Genomic DNA, 17,415 nt, shown 5'->3' on the forward strand with positions numbered 1-17,415 from the left:
AACATTATTGTTTATCAGTATACTTGCAAAGGAGTTCAAAAGGGAAGATAAAAAGCACGGTTCTCCTATCAGAAATCAATCTAATTACCAGAAGCGTTTATCTTAAAGCGGCTCGCCAGCTTCTGCAGTTCTTCTGCAAGACGGCTAAGGTCGGTAGACGAGGATGCCATCTCCTCTACAGAAGCAAGCTGCTCTTGTGCGGCAGTTGCGATAGTTTCCGTATTCACAGCCGCCTCTTCCGATATGCCGCGAATTTCCCCAATAGCCTTCTCCATATCATTAGATTCCACCAATAAAGTCTGCACAACCCCACCCATGGCTTCAATCTTCTCCGCGGCACTCTTTACTGCTCTTCGGATACGAGAGAAAGAACGTCCGGAAGTATCCACAGCCTCAATACCTTCGGATACGCGCTGTCTGGTGTCTTCCATCGTATGAGTTACCAGCAGCATTTCACTATTAATAGCGGTAATCTGTTCGGCAATCAAATGTGCGGATCTCTCTGATTCCTCTGCCAGCTTACGCACCTCGGCAGCAACCACCGCAAATCCACGCCCTTGTTCCCCGGCTCTGGCTGCCTCAATGGAAGCATTGAGGGCCAGCAGGTTGGTCTGGCGGGCAATCCCGGTGATGACACCAACAATGCCCTCAATTTGACTGGTTCTTTCATTCAGCTTGTCAATTACACTGCCCAGCTCTCCGACCGTTTCATGGATACCATTGATTTTGTCCACCACGCTGATAACCGAATCATTACCTTCTGATGCTGAGAGTGAAGTCTTGTCCATCATTGTGGATACTTGCTCCATATATGTGGAAATCTGCTCGACCTCACTAGCTGTAGCGGCAGTGCTCTCCATTCCTTTTCGTACACTAACCACCTGTCGCTCCGTCCCTGCCGCTACGTCCTGAATCGCTATGGTCACCTGCTCAATCGTTTGGGCAGTCTGATCCGCACTAGCCGTCAGTTCTTCCGCTGAGGAGGATACATTGCTTGTCATCTCCTGCACGCCAATGATCATCTCGCGCAAGCTGATCACCATTAATTGAAAATTCTCTGCCAGCAGCCCTATTTCATCTTTACGGAAAACACCCATGTCTTCCGACAGATCACCTTTGGCTATCACCGCAGTTGCTTTCCGCAGCCGGAAAAGCGGTCTCAAAATCGATTGAATATTAAAATAGATCACAACCAGCGCAAGCAGAACGGAAACTACAATAACAAGCAGAGCTGTATCGCGAATTCCACTAGTTGCTGAGTTAACCTCATCAATGCTGATCGTACCTCCGATTCTCCAACCCGTCAGTTCATTGACCATAAAGGTCATCTTTTTGGACGTATCCTTGAAGACATAATCGAAGACCCCTTGTTCTTTCTCGAACATTTTCTTTACAAAATCATCTGACGATTCCTGCCCGATAGCCTCTGTAGGATGAACTAGAAACTTCTTGCTGTTATCAACGATGAGGATATAACCTTCCTTGCCTACCTTAATTGAGGTCAGCTCCCCTAAAGTAGACAGGTTGAGATTCATTGTGATCACCCCATCACCGCCCTTAAGAACCGTTGATATCGCAATCGCGGTTTCTTTATTTACGGTTTGAAAAGCCGGAGAAATCACTGCCCCTTTTCCTTGCTTCAGAGAATTAATATAGGCGCTTTCCTGCCTTGGATCATAACCCTCTGGCAGCTTAGCATCTAAAGCATGAATAGCCTTGCCATTGCTTGTACCCACATAAATGTCCAGTACATCCGGATGCAGCGCCACATATTCCTTCAGTCTGGCTTTTACAGCAGAGGAAGTCCCCCCAGATCCCTCACTGTTGATCCCCTCAGATGAAAACTCCGCGGCAAAATAAGAAATCGCATCTATTTTGGATTGAATATTAGAGTTAATGATTTCATTTACGGCCAACACACTTTCGGTAGCATTGTTCACCAGTTGATCTTCCACTTCCTGGCTGGCAGCTTGATAGGTTCGCCAGCCTATTATAATACTGGGCAGCAGCAGTATTATTAGGTATGTAAGAATTAACTTGGTACGGATAGTCATACCCGCATTTTTTTTCATAGACGTCATCATCTCTCTCTCATCTGAGTCTTAGGCAAGGATACATTTACCAGACTTAATATATAATTTAAAATCTGTTTTAGGAACCGATTTTCCTCCTATCTTTCTTTGTTTTTCTCATTTTTTTTGAGAATTGTCATATAAATGCAACAAAAAAGGCCGCCTCAATGAAAGCGGTCTCTCCGGATATACATATTATTACCGCAGCACAGGCTCCGGCACCTCTATCCTAATTATTCTTTTTGTTCTTACAGTTTGGGCAGACGCCCCCGAATACTACATGAGCATGACCAATGGTATAACCGGTATCCTTGGCCACTGTATTCATCCATTCACGCGGAACTTGATTCATAACCTCATCCACTGCTCCACAAACCTCACAAATGATATGCTGGTGATCATCCATACGTGCGTCATATCTGCTAGCAGCTTCACCAAGCTTAAGCTCACGAATCATTTGTTTATCTGAAAGATAACGCAGAGAGTTATATACCGTACCGTATGCTAAGCTATGTCCCTGCTCTACTAGCCGATTCATTACTTCCGCAGCAGTAGGATGGTCATGTGAATTAAGGACGATATCGTAAACGGCTTGACGTTGGGAGGTCAAATTTAGACTTTTCATTACTATCATCCTCTAACTTATTTTTAGATCAAGTATAAATCTTGTGAATGGGAACGTCAATCCCATTTTTATCCACACCTTACTTTCCCAGCTACTTGATCATCCCTGAATATTTAATATTCACGTCTGCTTTAATCTCAAATTTAAGATCTGAATAGAGCCCCTTCCACACTTTCATTTCCGTATCGTTATTAAAATGCCTTGCTCCATAATGCAGCCCCCAACCAAAGGGATCTAGGCCACTGGCTTGAATTTTGGTCAGCAATGCTAAGATATCCGCTTCCAATTCCTTTTCCCCGGCTTCCTGGATCTTCTTCAACATGTGATGTGTCACCAAATCGGGGCTACTGCTCTCTTCGAGAATACCTTTTATCTTAATACGATAACGAATAGTAGCTTTCCCATGCTCTGGAGTCAGGATTTTGTAGTCTGAAGATGATCTCTCTGTGTAGTATTGATACATAATGCCTTCGGAATGGGCGGGTAAGTTGGTTCGCAGATTCGGGCGTGATAACAGATTATATAGCCGGGTTTCGTTGGGCGTAAGAACCATTTTGATTTTCTCGTTATTCAGCAGAGCAATTTTATCAATTAAAAACTCCTTATCCCCTTTAGCCTCGATAATCGGCAGGATTGGATCAATCCCCTCCTCAAAGATATTTCTCATCAGCTGAAAGGAATACACACTAGAAATAAATGGAGACTCCGTGCCTTGTCCACTCATAGCCAGAATAAGAGAATTCGATGGAATCCGCTCCGATTCGGGTCTTACCTTCAGCACTTGAAGTGCTTCCGGACGCCCTATTGCAAAATTGACAATAAGCTGGATATCTCTACGTCGCACAGCCCAGTCCATAACATGGAGAATATCTTTATGGGCAACCCCTTCCCCCAAAATAATTGATTTACAATGGGAGTAATCAAGCTCCTTTTCCACTCTGGATTTCATTCTACGGAGGGCTTCCGAAATGCTTGGAGACTCCTCCGTCAAGATCTGCATCTTCTCATCAATCTTGGTGACATCCCCCTGAGGGATAGCAAGCTTCAAGCTAATCTTAAAATTCCCTTCTTCTGTACCTTCATCAACGCCGATCGCTAGCACAAAAATCCGCAAATCAATTTCCTTGAAGTCACAACCGGGGAGAAGCAGGAGTAAGGTAATCCCAATTCCAGCAAGTACTCTTCTCATAGCTTCCCCCTCCTAACTTTGCGATAACAATAAAACAGTAGAGCGATGATGAACATCTCACCAAACCAGCGAATTTGCAGAAACCAGGCACCAAACATATTAAGTTGATATTGATCCAGCCCCATTAAGGACAGAACCATCACGCTAAACAAGCCTAGGATGCCCCACTCTTTCCAGCTTTCTGTTTTTTGGGACTGTTTTTTTGCAGATGAAAGGGCACCTTTAAAAAGCTCTAAACCTCCATGCCAATGAACGATTACACTCACCAGAGATAAACTCAAATAGGCAAAATAAAAAATAAACAGCATCCGTTCAATAATAAAGGATTCCATCCGAATACTGTCAGCCGTCGAGAACCATGTATATACATGCCTATCAATAGCAACGGTTCCGAAATAGCCGATGGGAACTAAAAAAGTCAAGAGCAATACGAAAAGACCCTCCACCCCTAAAATCCAGACATGTTTCAGCTTCAGCCCATGAAATACCCGATTAAATATGGCCAGATTTAAGTAACCACTGAACGAAAAGGTAGCCGCCGCAAGGCTCATTAGGTCCGGCTTATGCCAGAAATATGTAGTAATCTGCAGAACAGAATCCCAATTGAAGTCCGGATTGAGCAACGCTTTTACGAGGCCATAAATAATTAACGGTAAAGTTACGCTGAGAATGATTTCAAGCCCATACAAGAGTGATAGAGAATCGAAGCGACAGCAGATGCAGACCAAGACTAAAAAACTGATCACAACCGTATAAGGATTCGAATCCGGGCTGATAAACCGCAGAGTGATATCTACAAAAGAAAGCAATGTAACTCCCCCGGCCACACACCATAAGCCAGCAAAAAGGACCAGTAAGGTTCTGGCTAACTTCTTAGGAAGCAAAGAGTGAAATATTTCCGGAAACCCCTTGCCGGGGAATTTAGCAATCAGAACAGTAAATATATAGACAAACAAAGTGCCCAAGATCGTTCCGATTAGTATGGACATCAAAGCACCACCAAAACGTCTGTCTATTAGTTCCCTTGGAACAAAATTAATGATGTTGATCAAGCTGTTCATCAGAAAAAGACAGTAGAAATAACGGCTTTTGGCCATCAATGCCCCCCGCCCTTCTTCTTGCCCAGGTTATCTAGAAAAAACAATCGGAAATAGGGTTGTCCAAAGCTGCGCTGATTGCATAAATACATGGCAAAGCCCACTACACAGACCACTACACCAATCAACCCTAAAAAAGCTGCGGCAAAAAGGAAAATATATTTCAGCACGCGTATCGACAAGCTCATCATATTCAGCGGAATTAAAAAATTGGATATCGCAACCGCAGAGACCAATATAATCATGATATTCCCTACTAGCCCTGCTGCCGTCGCCGCTTGCCCCAAGATCAGACCTCCTACAGTTGTAGCCGTTGGACCAATCGCCTTGGGGAGCCGTAAACTCGCCTCAGTCAGAAACTCCATCATCATGAGCATTAAAAGTACTTCCACAAAAGATGGATAAGGTACTGTTGCACGACTACCCGAAATAAGCAGTGCAATCTGCACCCGAATAATTTCTGGATTATACGAGGTGAGGGTTACATAGAATGCAGGCAGCCAAAGTGTCATGCCTACACCGATAATCCGCAACAGCTTCAGAAAACGTCCCACGATAGGAAATTGTATTTTATCATCCATGGATGTGAAAAAATCATTAAAAATAGACGGCAACACTATCGCATAACCCGTAGTATCCAGCATTATCGCTACTTTTCCTTCAGACAAATTAAACACAACCCTGTCCGGTCTTTCGGTGATAATGGACTTGGGGAGTATTCTTAATTTATCACTGCTAATAAACTTCTCAAGTTCTCCGGTAGCTTGCAAAATATCAACCTTTAACGTCCCCATTTTCTCCCTTAATTCTTTTAAAACGTTATGGTCAACACGAGTGTCATCGTATAAAATAGCTATCTTTGTTTTGGAGACATCGCCGATGACCATCGTCTCCATTTTGAGATTGGTGGATTGATACCGCCGACGAATCATGTTCATATTCACTGCAATATCCTCAGTTAGTGCATCTGAAGGCCCCTGAGAAATGCTTTCTGCAGATGTTTCATTAACCCCGCTGATCTCCGTATTCATAGCATCAAAGAAACAGAACGTATCCTTCAAGCCCAGAAGAATATATCCGCTAAGCAAAAGCTCAATCGCCTTATCCTTTGTAGTCGCCTCTTCACTGCCTGGATACGTCAAAATGTAATTTTGATAAGCGTTGATATTCTCCATCTCATAGAACGGTGCAATTACATTTCGGCTGAGGATCTGCGAATCCGCAACGCTTTTGATATAAAGTAGGTCGACCTGCCCAAATGAGGTAACGATCGTCTTATCGATTAAATCCGCGAACCCGTTCAGCTGATCTTTGATCCATTCCAGAGAAATATTGTCCTTATCCTGTTGATCTGACATGGAACATCATCCCTCCTCTTTATCCTTTACGTCCCGGTTCCCACCTTATTTTGGCACTGTTTCTCTGAATTCATGCACAGCACGATGGAATGGGAAGTTTCTTTTCACAGGACTGTGGTAATAAATGAGATGAAGATTGTAAAGATGGAGGGATAATAGATGGACCCAAACCGTAAGATAACGCAAAGTCTTCCACAATTTCCGGAATCATTATGGAGAGATACCACGGATTTACCGGCTTTTCCAAAGCTGGCTGGAGATATCTCTACAGATGTCGCAGTGGTAGGCGGTGGAATTACAGGCATTACAACAGCCTATCTCCTCAGCAAAGCAGGCTACAAAGTCACGCTCTTGGAAGCCGGGGAAATTCTAAGTGGCACAACGGGTTTTACCAGTGCAAAAATCTCAGCACAGCACGGGTTAATCTATCATCATTTGATAAAGCATTTTGGGCAGGAGCAAGCCCGGCTCTATTATCGCTCGAACAGCGAGGCTATGAATTGGATCCAGAATACGGCTGATGAGCTTGAAGTATCCTGCGGCATGAAACAGGAGGCAGCTTTTCTGTACGCAGATGCTGAAGATCATAAGTCGCTTAAACAGCTGGAGGAAGAGTATAAAGCCTATGAACAATTGGGGCTGCCCGGAGAGTGGCTAGATAACGTCTCTATCCCTCTGATGGCCAGTGGCGCCATTAAATTACCAGGACAAGCCCGCTTTCACCCGCTGCAATATCTGAAGGGGCTACTGAAGGTCATTCAGGATAAAGGTGGCGTAATCTATGAGCATACGATGATGGCGGATAAGGTGGAGAAGAACGATAAGCTTACGCTTTTTACTGAAAAGGACGAGTATCGGATTACCTGCCGCTACGCTGTTTCAGCTTCTCATTTCCCCTTTTACGATGGAGGAGCATTATATTTCTCGCGGCTGCATGCTGAACGTTCCTACTGTCTGGCGATCCAGCCTGAAACGGATTTTGAGGGTGGAATGTATCTAAGCGCAAGCGAACCCACCCGTTCTCTGCGTGCAGTAGAGTGGGAAGGCAGGAATCTGGTCATTGTCGGGGGAGACAATCATAAGACAGGCCAAGGCATCTGTACGATAGGACATTATGAGAATTTGGAGCTTTTCGCAGGAAATCTGCTCGGCATCAAAACAATCCCTTACCGCTGGGCAGCACAGGATTTAATCACCTTAGACAGGGTGCCCTACATCGGCAAGATTTCAGACAACGAAGAAATTTATATCGCCACAGGTTTTGGAAAATGGGGCATGACAAGCGGTACGCTGGCCGCACAGATCATCTCGGATCAGATTCAGCGCAAAGATAATCCATATACCGAATTGTACGATCCGTCCCGCTTCAAAGCTGGCACCAGCCTAAAAAACTTCATCGTGCAAAATGCCAATGTAGCAAAAGAGCTCGTGGCGGGCAAAGTGGAAATCGTCCATAAAAAGACCACTGATTTAGAAGCTGACGAAGGAGCCGTTGTGTTCCATGATGGCAAACGTGTGGGAGCTTATAAGGATCCAGAAGGTAAACTTCATCTGGTGGATAGAACCTGCACCCATATGGGCTGTGAATGCGAATGGAACAACGGGGATCGCTCTTGGGATTGCCCTTGTCATGGTTCCCGCTTCTCCTACGATGGCGAAGTTTTAGAGGGCCCTGCGTCGGTACCGCTGACGAAACTCCATGAATAATACTTTTCATGAAAAGGCAGTTCGGCTTCATGAAAATTTACAGTCCCTTTTCTAAGGGGCGATTGTAATTGCCCTATAGCATTCAGGTATAATAAGACTTGAATGAAGCAGCTGCTTCAAAAAAGTTTGAAGGAGAGTGACGATAGAGATGGATTTGAGAGGAAAGAGTGTTGTAATTACTGGTGCAGGCAAAGGGATCGGAAAAGCCTTGGCTATGGCACTGGCTAAGGAAGGTGCTAATTTAGGTCTAATCTCCAGAACTTCAGGTGATCTCGAAGCGTTAAAATCAGCCTTAACGGAAGTATATGACGTTAAAGTCAGCATTGCCGTGGCCGATATCGCTGTACGCGAAGAAGCTGAACGTGCTGTTGCTTCCCTGCAAAATGAGCTTGGAGCATTTGATGCATTAATCAACAATGCCGGGATCGCAAAATTCGGCACTTTAGTAGAAATGGACCCTGCTGACTGGGAGCGCCACATCCAAGTTAATCTCTACGGTACTTATTACGTAACCCGTGCAGCACTTCCTGCGATGATTGAGAAAAATGGCGGAAATATCATCAATATTTCATCTACAGCCGGAGAACGCGGTTTCGCGACAGGCTCTGCATATTGCGCGTCCAAGTTCGCTCTCATGGGCATGACCGAAGCCCTCGCACAAGAAGTGCGCAAACACAATATCCGCGTCGTAGCCTTGACTCCAAGCACCGTCAACACTGGTCTAGCTTCCAATGCTGGACTTAAAATCGGTGACGAAGACCGCATGATGCAACCTGAAGATGTTGCTGAATTAGCACTGACAGCTTTGAAGCTGCCGGATCGCGTCTTCCTAAAAACAGCAGGACTATGGACCACCAATCCGCAATAAAATCGCGCTGGACGCGGAGGGAGCCGGATGATCTGGGGTGATTGCACTTTGTGCAATAGAATCGCTCTAGACGAGGGTGAGGCCTTCGGTAATTGCACTTTGTGCGGGATAACGCTTCAGGATTGCTCTGCTCCGTTTTCTCATTGCACTTTGTGCAATTGAATCCCTCTAGCTGAGGGCGAAACCTTGGGTGATTGCACGTTGTGCAATCAGTTTAGTGGCTCCCCTCCTTTTTAGGCGATTTGGGCTTGATTCTATTGTACAGAATGCAACAGACTGCCTTATTCAGATAACATTCAGGCTATTCTGTTGCACATTCTGCAATGCAACTTCATTTGGGGGCTTTATTAGGGAACTGGGACTGGAATTAGGTGCTAGCTGTAATGGTGGTTTTGAGTAAAAACTTTGGAGTTGGGTTGGCACTTTGGCTTAGAGTAACATTACGGTTGAGGTGGCACTTTCCTTACGGTAGTTACTTTAACGTGCAGTAGCCACTGTACTTGCAGTAGACACTTTACTTGCAGTAGTTACTTTAACGTGCAGCAGTTGCTTTAACTTGCGATAGCCACTTTACTTGCAGTAGACACTTTGATTTTTCGCAGGTACCTGAGTTTGCACAATACTTAACGTTTAAATAGATAATAGTTGCACTTTGTACATCTATTCAGCGCAATTAGAGTAGAAATCATACTTTAATTGCACTCTATACAGTTAAAAGAAGGCTAATCTCGGCGATTCACCAGATTCGCACAAATTAGTTGCAGAGAATACACTTATTCGATCGGTTCTGGTGTGACGGATAATTTAAGTGTACAAAGTGCAATTAAACACCCGCACTCTTGTGTCTTGTGGGATGGTCTTTTATTTTGTAAGTTGAAAATCACGATGTTACCTTGAGATATTGGCTAATTTTCGAGGTTCCCATGTCATATTATTTCGATTCACAATGTCCTGAAAAATATACTAACTTTCTGATCGGAGGTTTATCTATCATGCTGGTAGTAACTAATACTATTAAAGTAAAAGAAGGCCATGGCGAAGCTATTGCTCAACGTTTCGGAGGAAATAATGGTGTGCAGGATATGCCAGGGTTTGTACGTATGGAGGTTTGGCGTGGAAATGCCAAAGAAGGTGTCGAGGAATTAAAAATCTGCACCGTATGGGAGAATGAGGATGCATTCAAAGGCTGGACCTCCAGCGAGTCCTTCCGTCAGTCGCACCGTGGTGCTGGTGGTAATGACGCAATCCTGGGTGCTTCCATCGATAAATATGAACTAATGATCAGCCGCACGCCCAGTAACTAAGGATTTGGACCACCCAAACAGAGCAGTAGCTAGATTGAACCAGCAGTGTGTACGGAATGGTAGCCCGATAAGTACAGTTAACTAATTGATTATTACTGCTAGGTAACCGGTGCTACGAGCTAATTGACTATTATTGATGCAGCCACCTAATTGTCTTTTACCACTGGGTTAACCAATGGAGCCACCTAATTGTCTTTTACCACTGGGCTAGCCAATGCAGCACGCTAATTGTCTTCTACCACTGGGCTAAGAGAATCAGCGGGCTAATTAACACAGTTATCGCTTCTAGATACTAATTAGCACAGTGAATACTTAGAATAACTATCGTCAAGCAGACTGATTGATTAGCCTAATAGATACAATTAAGTTAGTTGGTACAAGCAGCGCTATTATCCAGCGATGTCCTGTGCCCAAGCCTAAAACAAATAGGGATGTCCGGAGCCAATATGGCTCTGAGACATCCCTGTTTATTTATAAACTCATTATTTACTTACATCTGGCTGAGGGGTCTCCACCTCTTGATGTTTACCCGGCCAGAACGACCAACGGCCAAAGAGCGTTGTAATAGCTGGTACAAGGAACGGCCGAACCACGAAGGTATCCAGCAGAACACCAAGAGCGGTGATAATACCGAACTGCACAAGCACCTGAATCGGCAAGCTTGCCAATACAGCAAATGTACCTGCCAGAATGAGGCCGGCAGAGGTAATTACCGAGCTGGTCTCATTCACTCCTTCCGCGATAGCCTGCTTAAGCGGCATGGTTTTACGCTTTTTCCAGATATTCGAGATCATGAAGATGTTGTAGTCTTCTCCAAGTGCCACCAAGAAAACAAAGGAATACAGTGGGATCGCTCCCTGAATAGCATCTGCTCCCATCACATAGTGAATGATAATCCAGCCTAAGCCAAGCGCTGAGAAGAAGGAGAGAATAACAGTGCCGACCAGATAGATGGTGGCCACTATTGAACGCAGATATATCAACAACAGTACGGTGATCATTCCGATGACTACGGGGATAATCAGATCGGTGTCCCGATCCCCAATCTCTTTAGTGTCGTGCTGTGTCGCCGTCTGTCCGCTTACCCACACGTGATCCGCAGGGTTCGCAACGTCTACATCGATTAATGCCTGCTCTGCGGTATCAAGAAGGGTGGGAATATGCCCCATCGCTTCTAGTGAGTAAGGATTGCTTTTAAATTCAATATCAAAACCAACAATATCTTTGTTTACTGCCCCCTGCTGCGGATCGGAAACCGTGTCCACATAGGTGAGTCCGCCAAGAATGACCTTTAGATCCTCTCCGCTTGCTTTTCCTTGGGTATCAATAATCAGCTTCGCTGGAGCCAATTCTCCGGGAGAGAACTGTTTGCCAATAAGGTCGAAACCTTCGCGGGACTCCATATTTTTAGGAAAAGAGGATAGGATATCATAGGTAAATTTGATGCCACTGGAGAATGAAGCCAGAATCCCCAGTCCGATAACGGTCACACCCACGATAGCCCATGGCCGGGTTACTACCAAGCCGCCAATACCCTTTTTACGGGAAACCTTGAGTTCAGGAACAGGTTTGCCTTTAGCCTTAGCCCGTTCTACCTCCATTTGCGGTGTGCGCGGAATGAATGGGAAGAACGAGGTCCTTCCGAAGATTGCCAGCAGTGCTGGTACGAGAGTTAGACTGGCAATTCCCATGATGAAGATAGATACGCTGAATGGAACGGCAAATCGATGATAAGCTCCATACTTAGCCAGCAATAGCGCAAACAGCGCGAGCACGACGGTGAAGCCACTCATAGCAATGGCGCCTGAAGATTCGGTAATGGAGCGAAGAAGCGCACGACTCTTACTCTCTTCTACCTTCAACAACTGCCGGAACCGTGAGATCAGGAACAGGCAATAGTCCGTACCAGCTCCGAATAGCAAAACAGTCATAATCGAGACAGCCTGTGAATCTACTGTGATCCAGCCTTCTTGTGCCATTTTTCCAAGAATCGGACTAGTCACACCATAAGCGAATCCAACCGCAATAAGTGGAATAAAAGCCAAGATCGGTGAACGATAAATCACCAATAAGAACACCAGCACAAGCATAACCGTAGCAATTAACAAGGAAACGTCTGCGTTCTGAAACAGGCCTGAAGCATCTATAGAGATGCCCACTGGACCCGTAACACGTAAACTCAGGTCTTTTCCATCCACCTTAGCCGCGGAGGGGTCTCCACCCGTCTCTGTGTTTATGATCTTCTTCATTTCTGTCACAGCTTCACCGAGCTGATCACTATCTGCCGTTTTATCAAAAAGCACCGGGGTTACCAGCGTGCTAAGATCCTCAGATAACGAGGCTTGTAATGCCTGTGGCGGCAGTTGTCCTAATGGGGGAACAAAATTCTGATGGGGCAATGGTTGCTGCTCCAACTTCTTGTACACAGCAGTGATATGTACTAAATCATCTTGTGAAAGCCCACCTTCTCTATGCCATACGAGCAGCGCCGGCACTCCACTTCCACTAGGGAATTCTTGCTCTGCAATAGCTGCTGCCTGTACCGATTGTGAATCATCTGGGAGGTTAGGCGCATTATTAGCAACCTGAGAATTCACTGCAGGCCATAACAGGGTAAGTGCACCTACAAGCACTATCCATACGAGAAGAGTAATCCACTTCGTCTTTTTTCCTGCCACCCATTTTCCGTAGCCTGACATTCCTTCATCCTCTCCTTTACCTTGCAGCCTTAAAAATGAGCCGCGGGTCATTTTTTATTCTATCATATATATGCTTTAATTTTTAATCAAACTTTTTTTATTTTTCAGAAAAATTAAAACACATCATCACATATAAAATACCCCTCTCTTCACATAAAAAATCAGCAACATGTGAAAAGAGGGGTTTATGGGTTATCTATACTTTTTTCTTCACTTCAATTTAGCCTACGTCCAAATCTCCTTCAGAGAACTGACTGTTATAGAGATCCGCATAGAATCCGCCTTGGGCCAGCAGTTCTTCGTGGTTGCCTTTCTCGATTACACTACCTTGATTCATGACAAGGATGAGATCCGCATCACGAATCGTCGAGAGACGATGGGCAATAACGAAGCTGGTTCTGTTTTGCATCAGCGCATTCATCGCTTTTTGAATCAACAATTCAGTCCGTGTATCGACACTGCTCGTGGCTTCATCAAGAATAAGGATCGATGGATCGGCCAGAATAGCGCGAGCAATAGTAATCAACTGCTTCTGTCCTTGTGAAATATTAGAAGCTTCTTCATTTAACACCGTATTGTAGCCAAGCGGAAGTGTGCGGATAAAGTGATCGGCATGCGCAGCTTTGGCAGCCCGCACCACATCAGCTTCAGATGCACCTTCACGACCGTAAGCAATGTTGTCACGAATCGTACCGTTAAAGAGCCAGGTATCCTGAAGCACCATACCAAACTTGCTACGTAGGTCACTCCGTTTCATGTCGGTAATGTTGACGCCATCAATGATAATTTCCCCGTCGTTAAGCTCGTAGAAGCGCATCAGCAGGTTAATCAAAGTGGTTTTACCAGCACCAGTAGGACCGACAATCGCTATAGTCTGACCTGGACTAACCTCAATATTCATGTCCTCAATCAGAATAGCATCCTCTTTATAGCCGAATTTCACATGACGGAACTCAACGGAACCTTCCGGAGCACCTTCATCAAGCTTCACAAGTGTAGTATTAACTTCCTTAACTTCCTCTTCTTCATCCAGAAGTTCAAATACACGTTCTGCGGAAGCAATGGTGGATTGAATAATGTTAGCAATATTAGCCGTTTGTGCAATCGGCTGGGTGAACTGACGTGAATATTGAATGAAGGCTTGAATATCCCCGACATCAATCATTTTTTTAGTAACAAAAATACCACCCACAACACAGATAAGCACATAACCCAAGTTACCGATAAACATCATAAGCGGCATAATCATACCTGACATAAATTGAGACCGCCAGCCAGAATCATAAAGCTTATCATTTATTTCATCAAAATCTTTAAGCGACTGCGGTTCGCGGCCGAAAGCTTTAATAATCCGGTGCCCCGTATACATTTCCTCTACATGACCATTCAACTGGCCAAGCGATTTCTGCTGTCTCACAAAATAAGTCTGCGAACGTTTAGAGATCGCCATAATCACAATAAAGCTGAGTGGCAACGTAGTAATCGTGATTAACGTCAGCCATGGGCTGATGGTAAGCATCATCACAATAACACCAATAATAGTGACGATTGAGGTAATCAGCTGCGTTAAACTTTGCTGCAACGTAGTACTGATGTTATCTACGTCATTCGTAGCACGGCTGAGAATTTCCCCGTGTGTACGGGAGTCAAAATATTTTAAAGGTAAACGCTCCAGCTTGCTGTTGATCTGCTCACGCATGTCATAAACTACCTTCTGCGCTACACCCGCCATTACATATTGCTGAATGTAACTAAACAAAGCACTAAGCAGATACAATCCCGCGAGCAGGATCAGAATATCATTAATATATCCAAAATCAATGGAGGCACCTTCTACACCCATCAGTTTGCCGTAAGCACCTTCGAACAGTTTGGTTGTAGCTTTACCCATAACTTTTGGACTGAAGATACTGAACACCGTACTGGCAATCGCCATAATTAATACAATAATCAATTGAACCATACGTGGGCGCAAGTATTTGATTAGGCGACGAAGTGTACCTTTAAAATCTTTAGCTTTTTCTGCCGGCATCCTCATTCCAGGACCACCCGGTCCACCCGGGCCTTTATGGCCGCGGGGAGCTGCAGGTTTATGTTCTCTGTTTTGTTCACTCATGCTATTTCCTCCTCTGACAGCTGCGAGGATACGATCTCGCGGTACACATCACTGCTCTCGAGCAGTTCACGGTGAGTGCCCATTCCAGCAATTTCACCCTCATCAATTACAATAATCCGGTCCGCATCCATAACGGTGCTAACCCGTTGAGCTACGATCAATACGGTGGATTCCGTAGTTTCAGATTTGAGAGCCGCGCGAAGTTTGGCATCTGTCTTGAAATCAAGAGCTGAGAAGCTATCGTCAAACAGATAAACCTCAGGTTTTCTCACAAGCGCCCGAGCAATGGACAACCGCTGTTTCTGACCACCTGAGACGTTATTCCCGCCCTGAGCAATTTCCGAGTCAAACCCATCCTTCATCGCGGATACGAAATCGTAGGCTTGAGCCACCTTAGATGCATGAATGATTTCTTCATCCGTAGCATCCTCTTTACCGTAGCGGATGTTCTCATTAATCGTACCCGAGAACAATACTGCTTTTTGTGGGATGTAACCGATTTTGCTCCGCAGCTCTTCCTGTGTCATCTCACGTACATCCACTCCGTCTACGCGTACAGCACCTTCATTAACATCATAGAATCTTGGAATCAGGCTAAGCAGTGTAGATTTACCCGATCCGGTACCCCCGATAATTGCGGTAACTTCACCCGGACGAGCACTAAAGCTAATTTTCGAAAGTGCAGGCTGTTCTGCCCCTGGATAGGAAAAAGATACATTCTCAAACTCAACAAAACCACGCAAAGAATCGCGTCCGTCTTTTTTAGTAGCTTGAGCTGTTGTATGCAGTTCACTCTCAGTAGGATCTGTAAATTCAGGCTGCATATCCAGTACCTCATTGATACGCACGGCTGAAGCTGAAGCACGCGGAATTAACACGAACATCATCGATACCATAATCAGAGAGAACATAATTTGCATTGCATATTGGATAAATGCCATCAGGGACCCAACTTGCAAGTCGCCATCACCAATTCGTATTCCACCAAAATAAAGAATAGCAATCATAGAAAAGTTCATTACAATCATCATCAGCGGCATCAGGCCGGCCATAATTTTATTGACCTTGATAGCTGTATCCGTAAGATCACGGTTAGCTTCGGTGAAACGTCTATTCTCATGATCAATCCGGTTAAAAGAACGAATAACACGAATACCTGTCAGATGCTCACGCAGCACCAGGTTTAATTTATCAAGCTTAATCTGAATGGCTTTAAACAGTGGCAGACCCTTCATCCCAATAAAGAAGATCGCCCCTACAAGTACAGGAATAACGACTACAAAAATCAATGATAATTTAGCATCTTCAGATACTGCCATGATGATACCACCAATCATCATCATCGGTGCTCCGATCATCATGCGCAACATCATAGTAAGTACCGTTTGAACTTGTGTAATATCATTTGTTGTACGTGTAATCAAGGAAGCTGTACCCAGCTTATCGAATTCATGCAGCGTAAAATTTTCTACATGGTTAAATACTCGTGCACGGGTGAGTTTACCAAACCCGGCTGCCACTTTTGCCGATAAGTAACTGGCAATTACCGAACATAAAGCACCGCCACCTGCAACCAGGAGCATGAAACTACCTATTTTCCAAATATAAGCGCGATCTCCTTGAACAATCCCTTTGTCGACGATGTCGGACATCAGAGTAGGAAGGTATAAATCGCCCATGGACTGCAAAAATACAAGGATTAATACAGCACCAATAGCTACCCTAAAAGGCTTCAGTTGTTTAAATAATTTAATCAAGCTTCTCATCTCCGTTCATTTGTAGCCTATCCCAATCAGGTGGTGGATTATCCTCAACGTATTCATGTACCTTAAGCAATAGCTCTGTGAGCTGTTTAGTGTCTTTTTCGCCTAAGTGTTGTACAAGCTTATCTAGCATCACATCACGATAATGTTCTGCTTTTCGTGTGAGTTCTTTTCCACTTTCCGTTAATTTCACGCGTACAACTCTTCGATCCGAAGGATCCGCGCGTCTTTCCACCATCTGTTTCGCTTCAAGACTGTTAATCAGCTGCGTGATGGTAGGAGGAGTGAATCCAAGTAGTCGGCTGATTTCAGACACCTTGAGACCCTCTTCATCAGAATGATTCCATTTTTCAATGCATATCATTAAAGTCATCTCACTTGGCTTGTGGCCCTCAACGCCCTTTTGCCATTGAGCTTTGTGCAGGCGTTTCATCGCCGCAAAAAGCCCGTGTGCGACTGAATTTTCAGTATTTTCTGTATTTCCTCCGTTTATCCCAATTTCCTTCACCTCTATTTTAGTTAGGTCAACTAATTATTAAACTCTATATTATTTAGGCTACCTAATTATATTTTCGCCAGATTGCTTTGTCAAATTATGAATACGCTATCAATTATTA

12 protein-coding genes are annotated in these 17,415 nt (G+C 44.6%); 3 read left to right on the plus strand and 9 right to left on the minus strand.

The annotated features are described in order from the left end of the window. Positions 1–80: 80 nt before the first annotated feature. From MHI25_RS29260 to MHI25_RS29280, 5 genes are all read right to left on the minus strand, one after another. Entirely contained in the window at positions 81–2,081 is a 2,001-nt protein-coding gene (locus tag MHI25_RS29260; protein ID WP_340394711.1) for a methyl-accepting chemotaxis protein, read from the minus strand. A gap of 220 nt (positions 2,082–2,301) precedes the next feature. After that, on the minus strand, positions 2,302–2,697 hold the full coding sequence (locus MHI25_RS29265; RefSeq protein ID WP_076123979.1) for a transcriptional repressor: 396 nt from the start codon (positions 2,695–2,697) through the stop codon (positions 2,302–2,304). 91 nt (positions 2,698–2,788) lie between these two features. Then, entirely contained in the window at positions 2,789–3,886 is a 1,098-nt protein-coding gene (locus MHI25_RS29270) for a Ger(x)C family spore germination protein (protein ID WP_340394712.1), read from the minus strand. Further along, entirely contained in the window at positions 3,883–4,983 is a 1,101-nt protein-coding gene (locus tag MHI25_RS29275; RefSeq protein WP_339170296.1) for a GerAB/ArcD/ProY family transporter, read from the minus strand. Before MHI25_RS29275 ends, MHI25_RS29270 begins: the two co-directional genes overlap by 4 nt. After that, positions 4,983–6,341: a spore germination protein gene (locus tag MHI25_RS29280; protein WP_339170298.1), complete on the minus strand. Its 1,359-nt coding sequence runs from the start codon at positions 6,339–6,341 to the stop codon at positions 4,983–4,985. Before MHI25_RS29280 ends, MHI25_RS29275 begins: the two co-directional genes overlap by 1 nt. 159 nt (positions 6,342–6,500) lie before the next feature. Here MHI25_RS29280 and MHI25_RS29285 point away from each other — a divergent pair, with 159 nt between their 5' ends. From MHI25_RS29285 to MHI25_RS29295, 3 genes are all read left to right on the plus strand, one after another. Next, complete coding sequence (locus tag MHI25_RS29285; protein WP_340394713.1) at positions 6,501–8,048, plus strand: FAD-dependent oxidoreductase; 1,548 nt, start codon at positions 6,501–6,503, stop codon at positions 8,046–8,048. Positions 8,049–8,196: 148 nt separating this feature from the next. Further along, entirely contained in the window at positions 8,197–8,916 is a 720-nt protein-coding gene (locus MHI25_RS29290; RefSeq protein ID WP_036681981.1) for a 3-ketoacyl-ACP reductase, read from the plus strand. A gap of 992 nt (positions 8,917–9,908) precedes the next feature. After that, positions 9,909–10,220, plus strand: a complete 312-nt coding sequence (locus MHI25_RS29295) for an antibiotic biosynthesis monooxygenase (RefSeq protein WP_076179209.1) — start codon at positions 9,909–9,911, stop codon at positions 10,218–10,220. Positions 10,221–10,702: 482 nt separating this feature from the next. Here the strand turns inward: MHI25_RS29295 and MHI25_RS29300 are convergent, their stop codons facing one another. The 4 genes from MHI25_RS29300 to MHI25_RS29315 form a co-directional block, all read right to left on the minus strand. Next, positions 10,703–12,919, minus strand: a complete 2,217-nt coding sequence (locus MHI25_RS29300) for an MMPL family transporter (RefSeq protein ID WP_340394714.1) — start codon at positions 12,917–12,919, stop codon at positions 10,703–10,705. A 220-nt stretch (positions 12,920–13,139) separates the two neighbouring features. Continuing rightward, positions 13,140–15,035 (minus strand): ABC transporter ATP-binding protein, encoded by a 1,896-nt coding sequence (locus MHI25_RS29305; RefSeq protein ID WP_076123991.1) that lies wholly within the window; start codon positions 15,033–15,035, stop codon positions 13,140–13,142. Next, complete coding sequence (locus tag MHI25_RS29310; protein WP_076123992.1) at positions 15,032–16,792, minus strand: ABC transporter ATP-binding protein; 1,761 nt, start codon at positions 16,790–16,792, stop codon at positions 15,032–15,034. The genes MHI25_RS29305 and MHI25_RS29310 overlap by 4 nt, the downstream gene beginning before the upstream one ends. Then, on the minus strand, positions 16,785–17,306 hold the full coding sequence (locus MHI25_RS29315) for a MarR family transcriptional regulator (protein ID WP_081383179.1): 522 nt from the start codon (positions 17,304–17,306) through the stop codon (positions 16,785–16,787). Before MHI25_RS29315 ends, MHI25_RS29310 begins: the two co-directional genes overlap by 8 nt. Between the last annotated feature and the right edge of the window lie 109 nt (positions 17,307–17,415).

The sequence above is a fragment of the Paenibacillus sp. FSL E2-0177 genome (assembly GCF_037992975.1).
GTDB classification, from domain to species: Bacteria; Bacillota; Bacilli; order Paenibacillales; family Paenibacillaceae; genus Paenibacillus_AQ; species Paenibacillus_AQ odorifer.